Source organism: Flavobacterium sinopsychrotolerans (assembly GCF_900110375.1).
Lineage (GTDB): Bacteria > Bacteroidota > Bacteroidia > Flavobacteriales > Flavobacteriaceae > Flavobacterium > Flavobacterium sinopsychrotolerans.
In genome coordinates this window covers 1-17,186 of record NZ_FODN01000006.1, presented here as the reverse complement: position 1 = coordinate 17,186, position 17,186 = coordinate 1, and the positions used below count along the sequence as shown (strand labels likewise).

The 17,186-nt window shown below is 34.8% G+C and carries 16 protein-coding genes; 11 read left to right on the top strand and 5 right to left on the bottom strand.

The window, feature by feature from the left end; all coding sequences use genetic code 11:
* Positions 1-6: 6 nt before the first annotated feature.
* Both BMX64_RS11155 and guaA read right to left on the bottom strand, forming a co-directional pair.
* Positions 7-1,923: a lytic transglycosylase gene (locus tag BMX64_RS11155; RefSeq protein WP_091171859.1), complete on the bottom strand. Its 1,917-nt coding sequence runs from the start codon at positions 1,921-1,923 to the stop codon at positions 7-9.
* Between the two features lie 61 nt (positions 1,924-1,984).
* On the bottom strand, positions 1,985-3,514 hold the full coding sequence (gene guaA / locus BMX64_RS11150; RefSeq protein ID WP_091171857.1) for a glutamine-hydrolyzing GMP synthase: 1,530 nt from the start codon (positions 3,512-3,514) through the stop codon (positions 1,985-1,987).
* A gap of 289 nt (positions 3,515-3,803) precedes the next feature.
* Between guaA and BMX64_RS11145 the strand changes: the two genes are divergently transcribed.
* Complete coding sequence (locus BMX64_RS11145) at positions 3,804-4,331, top strand: hypothetical protein (protein WP_091172191.1); 528 nt, start codon at positions 3,804-3,806, stop codon at positions 4,329-4,331.
* 79 nt (positions 4,332-4,410) lie between these two features.
* On the opposite strand, the gene BMX64_RS11140 is transcribed toward BMX64_RS11145, so the two are convergent.
* Complete coding sequence (locus BMX64_RS11140; protein ID WP_091171855.1) at positions 4,411-5,079, bottom strand: hypothetical protein; 669 nt, start codon at positions 5,077-5,079, stop codon at positions 4,411-4,413.
* Between the two features lie 294 nt (positions 5,080-5,373).
* On the opposite strand from BMX64_RS11140, the gene BMX64_RS11135 reads away from it, so the two are divergent.
* The 6 genes from BMX64_RS11135 to BMX64_RS11110 all read left to right on the top strand — a co-directional run bounded on the left by BMX64_RS11135 (position 5,374) and on the right by BMX64_RS11110 (position 11,224).
* Positions 5,374-5,784 carry a RidA family protein gene (locus BMX64_RS11135; protein WP_091171853.1) on the top strand — a complete coding sequence of 137 codons (411 nt, stop codon included), beginning with the start codon at positions 5,374-5,376 and terminating at the stop codon, positions 5,782-5,784.
* Positions 5,785-5,817: 33 nt separating this feature from the next.
* On the top strand, positions 5,818-7,074 hold the full coding sequence (locus tag BMX64_RS11130; protein ID WP_091171851.1) for a voltage-gated chloride channel family protein: 1,257 nt from the start codon (positions 5,818-5,820) through the stop codon (positions 7,072-7,074).
* 69 nt (positions 7,075-7,143) lie between these two features.
* Positions 7,144-8,148 (top strand): DHH family phosphoesterase, encoded by a 1,005-nt coding sequence (locus BMX64_RS11125; RefSeq protein ID WP_091171849.1) that lies wholly within the window; start codon positions 7,144-7,146, stop codon positions 8,146-8,148.
* A gap of 4 nt (positions 8,149-8,152) precedes the next feature.
* Positions 8,153-8,812 carry a gliding motility-associated peptidyl-prolyl isomerase GldI gene (gldI, locus tag BMX64_RS11120; protein WP_091171847.1) on the top strand — a complete coding sequence of 220 codons (660 nt, stop codon included), beginning with the start codon at positions 8,153-8,155 and terminating at the stop codon, positions 8,810-8,812.
* 12 nt (positions 8,813-8,824) lie between these two features.
* Positions 8,825-9,949 carry a peptidylprolyl isomerase gene (locus BMX64_RS11115; protein WP_091171845.1) on the top strand — a complete coding sequence of 375 codons (1,125 nt, stop codon included), beginning with the start codon at positions 8,825-8,827 and terminating at the stop codon, positions 9,947-9,949.
* A 33-nt stretch (positions 9,950-9,982) separates the two neighbouring features.
* Positions 9,983-11,224 carry a peptidylprolyl isomerase gene (locus tag BMX64_RS11110; protein WP_091171843.1) on the top strand — a complete coding sequence of 414 codons (1,242 nt, stop codon included), beginning with the start codon at positions 9,983-9,985 and terminating at the stop codon, positions 11,222-11,224.
* A 129-nt stretch (positions 11,225-11,353) separates the two neighbouring features.
* Here the strand turns inward: BMX64_RS11110 and BMX64_RS11105 are convergent, their stop codons facing one another.
* Positions 11,354-11,794 carry a hypothetical protein gene (locus BMX64_RS11105; protein ID WP_091172189.1) on the bottom strand — a complete coding sequence of 147 codons (441 nt, stop codon included), beginning with the start codon at positions 11,792-11,794 and terminating at the stop codon, positions 11,354-11,356.
* Between the two features lie 334 nt (positions 11,795-12,128).
* On the opposite strand from BMX64_RS11105, the gene BMX64_RS11100 reads away from it, so the two are divergent.
* The 4 genes from BMX64_RS11100 (at position 12,129) to BMX64_RS11080 (ending at position 16,760) form a co-directional block, all read left to right on the top strand.
* A complete protein-coding gene (locus tag BMX64_RS11100; RefSeq protein ID WP_091171841.1) occupies positions 12,129-13,172 on the top strand; it encodes a tyrosine-type recombinase/integrase in 1,044 nt (347 codons plus the stop codon).
* Between the two features lie 638 nt (positions 13,173-13,810).
* Positions 13,811-14,467, top strand: coding sequence for a hypothetical protein (locus BMX64_RS11090; protein WP_091171837.1), 657 nt, complete (start codon positions 13,811-13,813; stop codon positions 14,465-14,467).
* Positions 14,468-14,644: 177 nt separating this feature from the next.
* The gene (locus BMX64_RS11085) at positions 14,645-16,231 is read left to right on the top strand and encodes an RNA-directed DNA polymerase (RefSeq protein ID WP_091171835.1); all 1,587 of its coding nucleotides are present in this window, start codon (positions 14,645-14,647) and stop codon (positions 16,229-16,231) included.
* Between the two features lie 160 nt (positions 16,232-16,391).
* Positions 16,392-16,760 (top strand): hypothetical protein, encoded by a 369-nt coding sequence (locus BMX64_RS11080; RefSeq protein ID WP_091171833.1) that lies wholly within the window; start codon positions 16,392-16,394, stop codon positions 16,758-16,760.
* Between the two features lie 54 nt (positions 16,761-16,814).
* Here BMX64_RS11080 and BMX64_RS11075 read toward each other — a convergent pair.
* A partial coding sequence (locus tag BMX64_RS11075) for a group II intron maturase-specific domain-containing protein (RefSeq protein WP_317614719.1) occupies positions 16,815-17,186 on the bottom strand: 372 nt, incomplete at its 5' end.

Below are 17,186 nucleotides of genomic sequence, written 5' to 3'. Positions count from 1 at the left end.
AATAAATTAATTCTGTTCAATCTTTACAACAAACATTTTTTCAAAGAATTCTTTGTTTTTTTTCTGTTTGTATTCATAAAGAGCCTCTTCTTCGGTAGTGAAAAATTCAGTAAAAACATAATACGACAGAATATTTACATTAAAGAAAAAACTGGAATTCAATTCTCCGGCATCAATCAATTTCATTATAAACTTATCTCTGTCTTCTGCTTCAATAAAATCACCTAAAACAATGTAATACCCTGCTGGGACTTCTTTAAGATTATCTAATACTTCTATTTTAGATCTATTTATCTCACTTAAAGAATCGTGTTCTATTGCTTCTTTTATCTCCACTATGTTTAGTTGTTTTAAATCTTTAGGAACTGGATTTTGGTTTTGAGACTCCTGCGCTTTATTTTGGTATCTTTTTAAGCGCACCAACGCTAATTTATCATCAAAATTTCTTGCCTCTCTGCTATAAAAAGTAGCCATACTAATATGTCTTTTTAATTCTATTTTTTTCTCTCCGCCTAACGAATCAATTTTCTTTAGAAGCACTTCATTTAATTCATCTCTTCGTTTTTGGTCTAATTCCATCTTTTTATAAACATCAAGAGAAGCAATTTCATTGTCAGACTCCGCGAGATCAGCGCTACTATTTTCTCTTACTTTCTTTTTATATTCAATATTTTTTTCAACAGCGATACGCTGCACTTTATTCATCAATCCAGAATACACTTTTCTATTTTGGGCTAAATCTTTTTTCAATTGAAATGACAATTCACTCGTTCTCGAAATACTTTCATAAGATTTAGCTTCCAATCGCTTTGATTTCTCTAGATTTTCAATCTCAGTATTTTTTAATTCTGACAAATCTTCATTCATCGTGTATACTAATGAATCTAATTTTGAAATCAATATGTCCTGAATATTTTTATTAGCTGCTAAGACTAACTTGAGTCTTTCCTCTGAACCTTCTTTGGCATCATCGATCTCGTTAAGGTCAATTTTTAAATTATTAACTTTAATAACTTTTTGATTCATTTCTTTTTGAACCGTAAGCTTGTCTTTTAAATCTTCTAATTGAACATTTTTTGCTTTGGTTTTCTCAACTACTACTTGCTTCTCCGCTAACGCAATCATCAACTCTTCATTTTCGTTTGAAGGAGTTATCTGCTTAACATTTATAGCCAATTTATTTCCTTGAGTTAATCCGTTTACAATTTCTGGATTTTGTGATTCCAATTGATCAATTGTAATTCCGTATTTTTTGGCTATTGAGTATTTAGTTTCTTTAGACTGAACATCATGAAAAATAGTTTCAGAATTAATAATTCGGGCTCTTCCGTCTAATGTTTTTCGTTTGTTTGGTATAACTAAATTTTGACCTACTTGTAATCCTACTTTAAAAACATCTGAATTAGCTTTGTCTAAATCCTGAACAGACACGTTATACAATCTTGCAATACCAAACAGTGATTCTTTAGGCATTACTTTATGAGTGATTTTTGAATTGTCAGCAGTGATGGTTTGCTGGTTAGAAGCTGTTTTTTCATGCTCATAAGATTGCGGAATGATTAACTCTTGGCCTATTTTTAAGCCATTAACGAGCGCTGTTTCATTTACTCCTCGAAGTGCTTCAACTTTTACATTGTATTTTGTAGCTAAACCGTAAAGTGTTTCTTTAGGACCTACAATGTGAACGAGATTATTTCTATGTTGTAAGACAACATCAGGTATACTAAGAATTTGGTTTTCTTGAATTCCGGATTGAGTTTCTGGATTAAGTGTATAAATAGCTGTAGGAGTTGTTTTGTATTTTAAAGCAATTTGAGTTATTGTTTCCCCTTTAACAACGGTATGTTGCAATACACTTTCTTGTCCAAAAATGACATTTGAAAACAATACTATTAAAAACAAAATTCGCAAAAATCCTTTCATAAATATAATTTTAAACAATTAAGTCATCACAAATGTAATGACTTAATGTTAAAAAACGATATTATTCCCATTCTATTGTAGCAGGTGGTTTTGAACTGATATCATACACTACTCTGTTCACTCCTTTTACTTTATTGATGATATCATTAGAAATTTTCATCAAGAAATCATAAGGCAAATGTACCCAATCCGCAGTCATACCATCAGTAGATTCTACGGCACGAAGTGCGATCACTTTTTCATAAGTACGTTCATCACCCATCACACCTACACTATTTACCGGAAGCAAAATAGCGCCGGCTTGCCAAACTTTATCGTATAATCCCCAAGATTTTAATCCGTCAATAAAAACAGCATCTACCTCTTGCAAAATACGTACTTTTTCCGGCGTTATATCTCCTAAAATACGGATTGACAATCCAGGTCCAGGAAAAGGGTGTCGTCCTAATAATTCAGGATCTATTCCCAATGAAGCTCCTACTCTGCGTACCTCATCTTTGAAAAGCATACGAAGTGGCTCTACAATTTTTAATTTCATGTAATCAGGCAGGCCTCCTACATTATGATGCGATTTAATAGTAGCTGACGGTCCTTTGACAGAAACAGATTCAATTACATCCGGATATATGGTCCCTTGAGCCAACCATTTTACATCTTTTATAAGGTGTGATTCATCATCAAAAACTTCGATAAATACACGTCCAATAATCTTACGTTTGGTTTCCGGGTCACTGACACCTGCTAATTCAGATAAAAAACGGTCACCGGCATCTACACCTTTCACATTCAATCCCATTCCTTTGTATTGATCTAATACACTTTGGAATTCATTTTTACGAAGCAATCCATTATTTACAAAAATACAATACAGATTCTCTCCTATCGCTTGGTTCAATAAAACTGCCGCTACAGTCGAATCAACTCCACCAGAAAGACCAAGAACAACTTTATCGTCTTGTAATTTTTCTTTTAGCTCAGCAACCATATCAGCTACAAAAGCATTTGGAGTAAAGGTCTGAGGTACTTCAGCAATTTTTACTAAAAAATTTTCCAGCATTTGTTTTCCATCTGTAGAGTGAAAAACTTCTGGATGATATTGAATACCATAAGTAGTTTCGCCTTCAATTTTATATGCGGCAAATTCTACATCATGTGTACTTGCTAATTTCACGCCATTGGTAGGTAAAGCTTTAACACTATCACTATGACTCATCCAAACCTGACTGTTTTCAGAAACGTCTTCAAAAAAAGTTTCGTTTTCTTTAATAAAGGTCAAATTAGCTCTACCGTATTCTCTGGTATTGGATGCTGCTACTTCCCCACCACTAAAATGGGCTAAATATTGTGCTCCGTAACAAACTGCCAGCAAAGGCAATTTTCCTCTGATTTGTGATAAATCAGGATGGGGAGCATCCTCTGAACGAACAGAAAATGGACTACCACCAAGAATTACTGCTTTATAACTTGATAAATCACTCGGAAAATGATTGTAAGGGAAGATTTCGCAGAATATATTTAATTCGCGAACTCTACGCGCAATAAGCTGTGTGTATTGCGATCCGAAATCTAAAATAAGTACGTTGTGTTGCATGCGCAAAAATACTTTTTATATTTTGAATTGAAAAACATTTAATTTAAATTTTATTCAAGACCAAATCCTACTTTTGCTTTATCACCAACCAATTTTTCAATAAAAAATAAAGTCTGCTTCATAAAAAATAACAATGTATTCCATTATTATAGCGCCATTATTGATTTTCTTGGTAATAAAGAGAAAATGCTTTTTTATTTAAATACTAATTACGGCTATAAAACGTTAGTTTTGCAATTCATACGACATTGTGACAAAAAATAGTACAATCCTACTTAAACCAATAAAAATGAGAACAAGAAAATACATAACTATAGCAATTTTAGGATTACTATTTTTTTCATGCAATATAATTGATGATCTGTTGACATTTACAATTGACAATGAAACCTCTTTTACAATTGACAGTGCTTTCCCAGTTGGCGCTCTATTTGAAGTAGTAACACCCGAAATAACCACGAATTCAAGTAAAGAATTTGAAAACAACAATACAAAAGCTGATTTAGTAAAAGATGTAAAGTTGACAGCGTTAAAATTAACGATCACTGACCCAACTGATAAAACATTCCGCTTTTTAAAATCAATACACTTATACATTTCAACAGATGCAAATGATGAAATTGAATTGGCTTATTTAGACGATATTAATTCCACTTCAAATACGATCAATCTAATTTGTATCTCTCAAAAATTAGACAAATACATCAAGGCACCTTCCTATAAAATAAGAGCTAAGGCAGTTATTAAAGAATCCTTAACCCAAGACATTACTGTAAAATCAGATATGAAATTTCAAGTTACTGCAGATCCGTTTTAGACAAAACGTCCTTGATCATAAAAAAACCGTTGAATATAATGAATGTTCAACGGTTTTCTTATTTTCATAAAGTATGTTTTTATTCTTTTACCAAAATAATAGTGGCTTTGAATCCAGTTCCAAGATTCCACTGACTGGCTGATATCAAACCACCTTTATCATCATACACTTTAAATTCAGCAGTATTAGGACCCGAACTTCCTTGATTTAAGGCTTCGAAATCTATTTTATTAAAGCCTTTTTCTAACACGATTTCAAAACCCTTGAAGTCACTATCCAGGTTCACTTGATATTCTATTACTTTATCATTTAAATATACTCGAATCTTATCGCCATCAACATAAGCTGCATCGCGATACATTATCTTAGCGGTAACTGATCCCGTTTGAAAATTACCTAAATTTTGGTTCTTTCTATACACAACACCATCTGTATTTTCTTCTTTTTTATTCCATTTGTCTTTATAAACATCTCCGGGATTAATAAACTCGTTTTTCGGAGTCATCGAAAAATTAGTTGCTGACGTACTAGGAAGCGACGGACTTGGTTTTGGGTTGAATATTTCAGGATTTTTAAATACGTTCGGGGTATTAATAGGTGGAATATCCGCTTTAGGTGGAATTGTCTTTTTTATTTTCGGGGCATTATCTTTAGGTGGAATCGCTTTAAATTTAGAGCTAAATTCGTTTTGGGCATATCCGCTCAAAGACATGCTGATGGTAATCATTAAAAATAAAATCCTTTTCATAACTTTCTAAAATTAGTTTATCAGTGCTTGTAAAATTTTAAAAATAAAAAACCAATTGTATTTATTCAAGAATCAAGCTGTAATTTAACTTTCATTTATAACTCCCAAATCTACATTTTATTACATTTCAGAAAATAAAACAGCTAAAATATCCCTGAAAAATTTGAACTTTTTTAATCCAAAATCGGTATTTTTATTTCACTTTTTTTTCTAACTTGCAAATAGTATGCCATATCAAAAATCGCGTTTTTATTACTAAACAAAATTTAAAAACTACAAACAAACACTACTAAAATGAAAAGAGAAAACATATTGACTGGTTCTCCTTGGGAAGACAAAATGGGCTATTGCAGAGCAGTTCGAATAGGAAACACCATCGAAGTATCCGGCACGGTAGCCATAGTTGATGGCGAAAAAGTAAAAGCGGATGATGCGTATGCACAAACGGTAAACATTTTAGAACGCGTACAAGTGGTTCTCGAAGACTTAAAAGTAAGCATGGAAGACGTCATCAGAACCCGCATATTTACTACTGACATTACTACATTTGAAGATGTAGCCAAGGCACATGCTACATTTTTTAAAGACATAAAACCAACTACAGGTTTTTATGAAATCAGCAAACTGGTTGCTCCTGAATATTTAGTCGAAATTGAAATCACCGCAATAGCCACCGAAAAACCATTAATTCAGGAAGGATTATAATACTTTTGCAAAAACACTTTGCCCATTCTACTAATGAATTTAGAGAAAACTAAAAAAAATTCGTCACTGCTACTCCAATGGATTTTCATCTGCTTTTTAACCGGTGTTATTTCTGGATCGGCATCTGCTTTTTTCCTTGTAGCTTTAGAGTGGGTTACCCAAATAAGGGAAAATAACAGTTGGATCATTTGGCTTTTGCCAATAGGCGGTTTGATTATAGGATTGGGCTATCATTATTGGGGAAAATCAGTGGTCAAAGGAAATAATTTATTGCTGGAAGAATACGAAAATCCACAAAAAATCATTCCGTTAAAAATGGCTCCTTTGGTGCTTTTTGGTACCTTAATCACCCATCTTTTTGGTGGTTCTGCCGGTCGAGAAGGAACCGCCGTGCAAATGGGTGGCGCCATTGCAGACCAGTTTACAAAACTATTTCAACTTGACGCTTCCGAAAGAAAAACAATACTCATTTTAGGAATCAGCGCCGGATTTGCCTCTATTTTTGGAACACCTTTAGCCGGAGCATTATTCGCTTTAGAAGTTGTTTATTTTAGTAAAATCAATTTCAAAAGCATTTTTCTTTCCTTTTTGGTTGCTTACATCGCTTATTTCACCGTGGAACTTTGGCACGTAAATCACACGCAGTATACTATTCCTTTTGTACCAGAAATTAGTTTCATCACTTTGTTCTGGATAGTTCTCGTGAGTATTTTATTTGGCTTAGCCGCCATGCTTTTCTCTAGAAGTACTCATTTTTGGGGTCATTTATTTTCAAAAACCATTTCGTTTCCCCCGCTTCGCCCTTTCGTAGGAGGATGTTTTATAGCACTAGCCGTATATTTTATTGGAACCACAAAATACATTGGTCTCGGCGTTCCTATGATTGTCGATGCGTTTTCAAACCCAAATGCTTCCTATGATTTCCTGCTGAAAATACTTTTTACAGGATTTACGCTGGGAGCGGGATTTAAAGGTGGTGAAGTCACGCCATTATTCTTCATTGGCGCTACTCTGGGAAGTACTTTATCCCTTATCGTTCCCTTACCAATAGCACTTTTGGCAGGAATGGGATTTGTAGCTGTTTTTTCGGGAGCCACCCATACGCCTATTGCCTGTACGGTTATGGGAATGGAACTTTTCGGGATCCAAAGCGGTATTTTCATTGGTTTAGCATGCAGTATTGCTTACTTTTCTTCGGGGTCTATGGGAATTTATAATGCTCAAATTGTAAAAGGGGCAAAATACCATTTGTATCAAAAATTGAAAAGAAAAAATACTGACTTTTTATAACCTTCTAAAAGTTTGTTAATTGTAGAAATGATTTCAACATTACATTAAAAAAATGTAATTTCGCAGACTATGAAAATACAAGACATTCAAGCGATACAGTTGTTATTAGCAACTCCAAAAAAGATTGCCATAATCCCTCACCGCGGCCCTGACGGAGACGCCATGGGTTCTACACTGGGTTTATACCATTTTTTATTAAAAAACAAGCATCATCCCGTTGTGGTTTCTCCAAATGAATTTCCGGATTTCCTGGCGTGGATGCCGGGTTCTGAAACCATTAAAATATTCGAAAAAGACAAACAAAACTGCACAAAAATTCTTGAAGAGGCAGAACTTATTTTTACATTAGACTTTAATGCTTTGCATCGCACCGGCGAAATGGAACATGTTTTAGCCAAGCTTACCGCACCTTTTGTAATGATAGACCATCATCAAAAACCAGATGATTATGCTGTGGTAACCTATTCTGACACCTCGTTTGGATCAACATGCGAAATGCTTTATAACTTCATATCTCATCTTGGAAAAAAAGCAGACATCGACAAAACTATCGGAACTTGCATTTATACAGGAATCCTAACTGATTCGGGTTCGTTTCGTTTCCCAAAAACAACTGGAACAACCCATAGAATTGTGGCTGAATTAATTGATTTGGGCGTTGAAAACACAGAAATTCCAAGCTTGTTATTTGATAACAGTTCTTTTGGGCGATTACAAATATTGGGAAGAGCACTTCAAAACATGAAAGTGATAACGGGACATAAAACAGCCTATACCACACTGACTCAAGAGGAATTGAATTCGTTTGATTATGTAAAAGGAGATACGGAAGGTATTGTAAATTACGGACTAAGTATCAAAGGGATTGTATTTACCGCTATATTTATCGAAAATAAAGAAGAAAAAATCATCAAGATTTCATTCCGCTCTCAAGGCGATTTTGATGTCAATCAATTTGCAAGAGATTATTTTAATGGTGGCGGACATCGCAATGCTGCCGGAGGAAAATCAGAAGTTTCGATGGAAGAAACGATTCGGAAATTTGAAGATTTAGTAACCAATTTAAGCATCTAATCCTATGAAAAATAGCACGGGAATCGCAATTATATTTTTTATGTTTGTCCTCTTTTCAAGTTGCAAACAACCTCAGGAAGCCAGAAGACCTATTTCTCAAGCATCAGGAAGCTTCATGAAAAAATCTGTGGCACGCAACAAAAAATTAGTTGCTAACGAGGAAACCCAAATCCAGGATGTAATCAAAAGTAATCCTAATATGAAATACCTAGCATCCAAAAAAGGATATTGGTATTCCTACGAAACAAGAAATGAAATTGATACGCTAACACCAAAAAAAGGAGACGTTGCTTTTTTTGATTATGAAATCAAAGATTTAAAAGGCAATATGATCTATTCTGAATTAGAGTTAAGACCACAAATATATTATGTGGACAAGCAAAACATCATGATGGGCTTGCGTGACGGAATCAAGCTGATGCGTAAAAATGAAAAAGTAAACTTTCTTTTCCCATCGCACATGGGATATGGATATCATGGTGACGAAAAAAGAATTGGCACCAATCAACCGCTACTTTGCACCGTGACATTACGTGATTTTAAATCGGAAGCAGCATATAAAAAAGAAAACGAGGTAAAACTAAAAGTGGTGCCAACAGTTCCAACACCTATCAAACAAACAGCCCCAATCATAAACAAGACCGTAGATACTATAACTCAATAAAATAATTTAGAAATGAAAAAAAAGATTCTATTCGTATTCCTGGTAATTGCTTCATTTTACTCTTGCAAAGAAGAACACAATAATCTTCCTGATGGTTTATATGCTAAAATTGAAACCAATAAAGGCGAAATCATTGTACAATTAGATTTTGAAAAAGCACCGATCACGGTGGCAAATTATGTAGCCTTGGCCGAAGGAAAAAATGAATTTGTTACCAATGAAAATCTTAAAAACAAACCCTTTTTTGACGGCTTAAAATTCCACAGAGTTATCAAAGATTTTATGGTACAAACCGGAGATCCCCTTGGAACAGGTTCTGGAGATACCGGATATAAATTTAAAGATGAATTTTCTGATTTGAGATTTGATAAAGGTGGTGTTTTGGCTATGGCCAATAACGGACCTACAACGAACAGCAGTCAATTTTTCATCACGCATCTTGCAACGCCTTGGCTAGACGGAAAACACACCATTTTTGGCCATGTAGTCGAAAATGGAATGGAAGTAGTAAACAAAATTGAACAAAATGATTACATCAATAAAGTAACTATCATCCGAAATGGTGAAGAGGCCAAGAAATTCAATGCTGTAAAAATATTCAACGACTATTTCGCTGTAGAATCTGAAAATCAAAAGAAAAAAGCAGCTGTTGATGCCGAAAACAAAAAAGTATACAACGAAAAATACAAAGAAGTTCGCGAACAAAAAGTAGCTTATTTTACTGATTTGAAAACCAAAGCAACAAAAACGCCTACTGGATTACAATACGTGATTACCCAAAAAAGCGGTGGTAAAAAACCTGCCAAAGGCACCAATATTTTCATTCATTACGCCGGTTTTCTGGAAGACGGAGAATTATTTGATGCCAGTGTCGAAAATGTGGCTAAAACGTTTGGCAAATACGATGAAAACAGAGCTGCACAAAACGGGTACCAACCCATCCCTTTCCAAGCAGGCAAAAAAGATGGCATGATTCCTGGTTTCATTGAAGGACTGGAGCAATTATCTTTTGGTGACAAAGCCGTAATTTTCATTCCTTCCCGTTTAGGATATGGAGCAGCGGGTGCTGGAGGAGTAATACCACCCAATGCGAATATTATTTTTGAAATTGAGTTATTAGAAAAAATGCCCCAATAATATTAAAAAAATAAGCCTTTAAATTAGTACAACATGAAATTTAAAATTCTGTTTTTATTATTTCTGGGAATGGTCAACGTACATTCTCAAACGGTCAAGAAATCCGTTCCTGCCAAAAAACCGGCAACAAGTATCAAAGCAACTGTAAAATCGCCAGCAAAGCCTGCGCTAAAAAGTCCAGCGGTAATCGAGGGGATTTTTGCTACAATTGCTACAAACAAAGGAGATATTGTACTGGAATTAGAATACAAAAAAACACCCGTAACAGTGGCTAACTTCATTGCACTTGCCGAAGGAAAAAACACCTTTGTCACAGATGACAAACTAAAAGGAAAACCGTTCTTTGATGGTTTAAAATTTCACCGTGTCATCAAAGACTTCATGATTCAAGGAGGAGATCCTTCCGGAAATGGTTCTGGTGGACCTGGTTATGCATTCAAGGATGAATTCACCGACTTGAAACACAACAAACCCGGAATCCTTTCTATGGCTAATTCCGGACCCACTACCAATGGAAGCCAGTTTTTCATTACGCATAAAGAAACGCCTTGGTTAGACGGAAAACACACCGTTTTTGGACACGTTACTGAAGGAATGAATGTGGTAAACTCCATTGCACAAAACGATGTAATCACAAAAATTACCATCGTAAGAAAAGGCGTTTTAGCCAAAAAATTTGATGCCCCAAAAGTGTTCGCTGATTATTTCAACAATAAATCCGAAGACCAAAAGAAACAGGATTTAATCAACGCTGAAAACAAAGCAAAAAAAGCAGCAATTGAAGCCGAAGCCAAAAGAGCGTACACTGAAAAATACGGTCCTGTAGTAGCTGCAAAAAAAGCCTATTTAGCCGCTACTAAAGCCACAGCAACCACTACTCCGTCTGGATTAGCGTACAAAATAATTGAAAAAGGAACTGGAGTAAAACCTGCTAACGGAACGTCATTCTATTTTCATTATGCCGGTTATTTTGAGGACGGAACACTATTTGACAGCAGTTATGAAGCAGTGAATAAATCCTATGGCAAATTTGACGCAAATCGTGCCGCACAAAACGGCTACCAAGCATTCCCTTTTGAAGCAGGAAAAAAAGACGGTATGATTCCAGGGTTTATTGAAGGACTGGAAAATATGGCTTTTGGCGACAAAGCAGTAGTTTTCATCCCATCAAATCTAGCGTATGGAGAAAGAGGTGCCGGTGGTGTTATTCCTCCTAATACAACACTTGTTTTCGAATTGGAAATGCTGGAAAAACAACCGACTCCAAAACAATAAATTAAAAAATCACAAATAAGAAACCCGACAGACTTCAAAATCTGTCGGGTTTATTTTTTAATTCATTCTCTGTGATTACAGGAATAGAAATCGGCTTTTATGCGCTTTTGAGCATTATCGACGTTTCAATTATTTCTTTCCAAATTTCCAGTCAAATTCATCTTTCTGATTGATAATGGCACCAATCTCAAATTTTACCACTTCATCAAATTCTGTTTGAAAAATCATCCAGTTTTCCTCGTTGAAATAGTTTTCGAACGTATCAAACTCTTCCTGAGTAAATTTAGTAATTCCTTTAGCAGCCAAATCTTTTTTGACGTCACTGATTTTTCTGTTAATTATTTTATATCCAAAAACTTCCAGTTCAGGGCTAGACGCTACGATATAACCCAATTTAAAATCTTCCTCGACATAGAACGTCAAACGCATTTTTAGTTTGTTGTAGGCAAAAATCACATTGTCATCCTCATCCTTATAATTGCGGTCTGGTTTACCGTAAATTGCGGTAACATCATTTTGTTTCATTCCGAAAATGAGCTTGTCAATTCCGCTTTTTGGATTTATTTTCATATTCATTTATTTGACTGCAAAGTTCGCAAAGTTTTTTGCAAAGTCCACTATTTTTATAGTTTAAAATTAGCGAAATACAAATACAAATAGTGATTCTACTACTTATAATTTGGGCGTGACCTAGTTGCAGTGCTATTGTATAAATCACTTAGTTTAGTGTCGCAACAAGGTCGGGCTATCCGTTATAAACGAAGTTCACTGAACTCCTATAAAAAATATCAAAAAAGTGAAGTAATCCCTCACGCAAATACAGTGTTATGCTAAATGAACACCAGTAGCAAAACTACCCTGTCTATAAAAAATCACTATCTTTCAATAACAAAATCAACACAATATGACTTGGTCAGCAAAACTTATTAAACACAATAGCGAAAGTAGAATTGCCGTCTATTTTGAAAAAAATCAAGATTTGATTACGCGTATCAAGCAAATAGCAGGAGCACGATGGAGTCAGCAAAAAACTGTTTGGCATCTGCCGGACAGTCCAGAAAACAGGCTACGATTTAACATCGAACCTATGGCAAATTCAGTCCCTTCGACAGAAGCAATAATACAAATTGAAAAATTCAAGCAATGGATGCGTTCCAAGCGTTACAGTGAAAGCACTATTAGTACCTATAGCGAAGCTCTGAAATCGTTCTTAATCTTCTATCGAGAAAAAGCCGTTGTTGAAATCAATAATGAAGATGTGATTATATACAATAACGATTATATTTTAAAAAATCACCTTTCGGCTTCCTACCAGAACCAAACGGTTAATGCTATAAAGCTGTTTTTTATGACAGTAAGAGAAACCAAAATTGAAGTGGATAAAATACACCGACCAAAACGAGCCAAGCTATTACCCAATGTATTGAGTAAAGAAGAAATAAAATTAATCTTGAATGCCCATAGCAATATCAAACATAAGATAATGCTTTCGTTGATTTATAGTTGTGGTTTGCGTTGTGGCGAATTATTGGCACTGCAGCCCGTTCATATTGACTCACAAAGAAATATTGTACTACTAAAAAATGCCAAAGGTCAAAAAGATAGAATTGTACCTCTGAGTCCTAAAATACTAGATATGTTGCGACAATATTATAAAGTGTGTAAACCCACTACTTATTTATTTGAAGGTCAAACAGCAGGCATGCCTTACGATTCTAGAAGTTTACAATTAGTTTTAAAACAAGCCTTGCAAAAAGCAGGAATTAAAAAACCCGCTACTTTGCACTGGTTGCGGCACAGCTACGCGACACATTTATTAGAAAGTGGTACCGATTTAAGATATATTCAAGAATTATTGGGGCATAGCAGTAGTAAAACAACTGAAATTTATACTCATGTGAGTACCAAAAGTATCCAACAAATAAAAAGCCCCTTTGATGATTTGTAAGAATTTTTTAATATATTTGAAAATGAATAAAGCGAAACAAACCTTCGCCAATCTACCCATATTTGGGTGTATATACGAAGGTTTGTTTCGCCTATATACTAGTTATGGTGTATAGCTGTTGACGATCAACAGTCGATTTTAATCAGAAACTTTAGTTCGAATAATACATAACGAAACAGAAACCGAGCCGACCGAAATCTGAACCGAAATCTGAACCGAAATCTGAACCGAAATTCGAACTGAAATTCGAACCGAAATCTGAGACTTAATTGTTGCGGACAAAGAAACGTGAACTGCTTTATGGAAAACCGAAAGCGGAATTTTTTTGTCGATTTTTTTTGAGGTTTAACTGAAGTTTGAAGTTCAAAAACGGAAACTATTTGGAACGGAAATCGAAAAGCGGAAAACTTTGGGTAATTGGAATCGATAATTGGAATGTCAAATCTTTCGTGCTCAGCATCGTCAAGCTACACACCATAACACACGCTACAAGCAATTTGGGCAATTGGCTTAATTTAAATATGGTTTTGTATTTGGAAGATTTGGCAAATCCGAAAATAGGGCTTAATTTAGTCCCAAACTACTTGTAGCGCGGGAACGTTGTATGCAAGCTTGCCGAAAATCAACACCTTAAGAATATGTGTGAAAAATGTTTTGATAAAGAAATATTCAAATTTGAAAGTGAATCAGACTTTATCGCATTTGAAAAAAGTTTAAACCAAAAAGCGAAATTTCTTAAGCTTATTAACTCAAAACACGAATACTTAAATGATTTTCATTATACTTACACTTGTGAAAATTGTAAGCAAAATTGGTGGCTTTCTATTCCTGATAATGCTTGGCGAGGATATTTTTTGACAGAAAAAAATGCCGAAGACCATATTAAAAACATACGCAGTTCCGACAAAAAAAAGAAAAATGGCTGTTTAATTTTACTAGCATTTTTTTTTATAATTGTAATGATTTCATTAATGAATTCCTGCGTTGGTTCAAGCCAAAAATTTGACAAAATAAAATGGAACGAAAGAGAAGATGGATTTTATCTTTATCGTGAAGAAATGATTGGAGATTTAACAGAAAATTATTTAAAAAAAGGCACTACATACAAAAAAATAATAAGTTTATTAGGAGCGCCGCAAAACTTAAATGATGAAATTGAAAGAACAATTAGTTATGAATTGATGACCGATTATGGTTGGGATATTGACCCCGTGGAAGTAAAAACATTAAAAATAAAAATATCAAAAGATTCAACGCAGAATAGTTTCAAAATTGAACATTGGAAAAAACAATAAAGCCAGCATACAACAGCTGTTTTGATATAGCTGGAGTTTAGTGGAATTGCCGTTTCGCATCAAGTTTTCGTTAAGCCGAAAACTGAGCGTTTACGAACTTCCAGCCATCTCAAAGCAGCAAAACGTTAGTGGCAAGCTTACCGAGCCGACAACGCAGACAAACAACATTTACAATTGATGAAACAAATATTAGAACTTAATCATACAGAAGCAAGACAATATCTTTTAAAAGCAGAAAGCTATTTCAACTTTGACTTGCCTCAATACTTCGTTTTTCAAAAACTAATAGCAGACGTTTCAACTGTAATAGTTGGTAAACCAATTGAAGATTTTTATTTAAATCCACCTAACTATACTAAAACTAAACCCGAAGCCAAACACCCTTTTCCAAGTGACTTTGACGACATAAACTATAAGTTACTTAACAACAAGGACGGAAAATTTGCTTGGCGACCATTTCAATTAATTCACCCAGTATTGTATGTTTCACTTGTTCACAACATAACGGAGGAAATCAACTGGAATTTAATTGTCGCGAGGTTTGGACAATTTGCTGCAAATCAAAAAATTAAATGCTATAGCATTCCTTTGGAATCTGACGGAACACAATCTGATAAAGCAACAACTGTAACTCAATGGTGGCAAACGATAGAACAACAATCAATCGAACTTGCCCTTGAATATGAATATGTTTTACATACGGACATTTCTGACTGCTACGGTTCAATTTATACTCATTCAATTCCTTGGGCTATTCACACAAAGCCAGTAGCAAAAACTAATAGAAACCCAAATGGGAATATTGGGAATATTATCGACAAACACCTTCGTGATATGGCATTTGGACAAACAAATGGAATCCCACAAGGAAGTGTTTTAATGGATTTTATTGCAGAAATGGTTTTGGGCTATGCTGACATCGAACTTTCAATTAGAATTCAACAAGCTAATATTCAAGATTATCATATTATTCGTTACAGAGACGACTACCGAATATTTTCAAATAATCCACAAGACGCAGAATTAATTACCAAAATCTTGACAGAAATCTTAATAGAACTTGGTATGAGATTAAATGCACAAAAAACATTAGTTTCTAATAACGTAATTCGTGATTCAATAAAACCCGATAAAATCTATTGGATTGCACAGAAGAATGGAAGTAAAAGTATTCAAGAACATTTGTTTCTAATTCATAGTCTTTCAGAAAAATTCCCTAACTCAGGTAGTTTAAGTAAAGCCTTAGGGAAATTTCACAACAGAATTAAAGGCTTACCAAAATTAAACAATATTCAAGTTTTGATTAGCATTCTTGTGGACATAATGTATAAAAACCCAAGAACATATCCAATCGCTTCTGCAATTTTAAGTAAACTATTATCACTCTTAAACGATGGAGCTAAAAGAGACGCTATTTTACAATCAATTATGACCAAGTTTGAAAAAATTCCAAACACAGGACATATCAAAATATGGCTTCAACGCTTGACAATAAAAATTGATAGACCAAAAGTTTACGAAGAAGCCCTTTGCAAGAAAGTCAATGACCAAACTATTCAAATTTGGAACTCAGATTGGCTTAATAATGGATTGAAAACTTTGATTGAAAACTCACCAATAATTAACGAACAAATAATTCAAGACATAGATATTATAATTAATTCTACAGAAGTCCAACTATTCAAGTCTGAATACGATGATGAACCTGAACTTGAACTTGAACCTGAACTTGAATATGAGTCTGCATATGAGTCTGAAGAATAAAAGCCAGCCACTAACAGCTACTACAACGGATTTGGGCAATTGGATTAATGGGAAGTTGGTTTTGTATTTGCAAGATTTGGCAAATCCGAAAATAGAGCTTAATTTAGTCCCAAACCCGCTGTAGTAGCGGGACGTTAGCAGCAAGCTCAGAAAAAATCCTATGAAAAACACTATTAAGCCATTTTACATTTCATTTTTGTTATTGACAATTTTAAGTTGTGGACATAAAGAAATCGAATTTGACAAATCGAAATGGAGGAAAAAAATAGATGGTTTTTATATGCATAGAGAAGAAATGGCTGAAGATTTAATGTCCAATCATTTACGCAAAGGAATGTCATATAATGAGCTTGAGAATTTACTTGGCAAACCTGAAAATTATTCCGATTTAGAAGAAAACACAATTGCTTATGGAATAATGGAAGATTACGGTTGGAATATAGATCCTGTTGAAACTAAAACACTCAGAATTGAGTTAACTAAAGATTCGTTAGTTAGTGGTTACAAAATAATTCACTGGAAAAACTAAAGCCAGCTGCTAATCGAGTAGACGGCTCCGCCAGAAACTGACGGAGTGCGCCTCTCACACCACCGTACGTACGGGTCTCGTATACGGCGGTTCGCAAAGTGATGGGTTGAGTTCCATGTAAATCTCCAACATTGATTGATAGCCTTTCTTCTTAAGTCGCAGTAGGGTTATTGTGGTGGTTAGAATCGGACTCTGGGCAATGCGCCAGCCTCCTTTTCTGGTTCTGCTCCAAGCATAGGCGTGGTCTTTGTCAATCCCTAATCGCATCAGGTTTTTCCTTTTGCGTTCGGGTTTCTTCCAGTCCGTCCAAATGCAGTAACGCAGTCGGTTGCGCAACCATCCATCAATATCTCGTAACTTTCCTTGAATACTCGTTCCCCGAAAATAGTTTAACCATCCTCGTTGGATTTCGTTGATTTTTCGGAT

Excerpts from the sequence above, each read along its gene's own strand:
- BMX64_RS11140 (WP_091171855.1), bottom strand. The coding sequence starts at position 5,079 with ATGAAAAGGATTTTATTTTTAATGATTACCATCAGCATGTCTTTGAGC.
- BMX64_RS11135 (WP_091171853.1), top strand. The coding sequence starts at position 5,374 with ATGAAAAGAGAAAACATATTGACTGGTTCTCCTTGGGAAGACAAAATG.
- BMX64_RS11115 (WP_091171845.1), top strand. The coding sequence starts at position 8,825 with ATGAAAAAAAAGATTCTATTCGTATTCCTGGTAATTGCTTCATTTTAC.
- BMX64_RS11155 (WP_091171859.1), bottom strand. The coding sequence starts at position 1,923 with ATGAAAGGATTTTTGCGAATTTTGTTTTTAATAGTATTGTTTTCAAAT.
- BMX64_RS11130 (WP_091171851.1), top strand. The coding sequence starts at position 5,818 with ATGAATTTAGAGAAAACTAAAAAAAATTCGTCACTGCTACTCCAATGG.
- BMX64_RS11100 (WP_091171841.1), top strand. The coding sequence starts at position 12,129 with ATGACTTGGTCAGCAAAACTTATTAAACACAATAGCGAAAGTAGAATT.
- BMX64_RS11105 (WP_091172189.1), bottom strand. The coding sequence starts at position 11,794 with ATGAAAATAAATCCAAAAAGCGGAATTGACAAGCTCATTTTCGGAATG.
- BMX64_RS11110 (WP_091171843.1), top strand. The coding sequence starts at position 9,983 with ATGAAATTTAAAATTCTGTTTTTATTATTTCTGGGAATGGTCAACGTA.
- BMX64_RS11080 (WP_091171833.1), top strand. The coding sequence starts at position 16,392 with ATGAAAAACACTATTAAGCCATTTTACATTTCATTTTTGTTATTGACA.
- gldI (WP_091171847.1), top strand. The coding sequence starts at position 8,153 with ATGAAAAATAGCACGGGAATCGCAATTATATTTTTTATGTTTGTCCTC.
- BMX64_RS11145 (WP_091172191.1), top strand. The coding sequence starts at position 3,804 with ATGAGAACAAGAAAATACATAACTATAGCAATTTTAGGATTACTATTT.
- BMX64_RS11090 (WP_091171837.1), top strand. The coding sequence starts at position 13,811 with ATGTGTGAAAAATGTTTTGATAAAGAAATATTCAAATTTGAAAGTGAA.
- guaA (WP_091171857.1), bottom strand. The coding sequence starts at position 3,514 with ATGCAACACAACGTACTTATTTTAGATTTCGGATCGCAATACACACAG.
- BMX64_RS11125 (WP_091171849.1), top strand. The coding sequence starts at position 7,144 with ATGAAAATACAAGACATTCAAGCGATACAGTTGTTATTAGCAACTCCA.
- BMX64_RS11085 (WP_091171835.1), top strand. The coding sequence starts at position 14,645 with ATGAAACAAATATTAGAACTTAATCATACAGAAGCAAGACAATATCTT.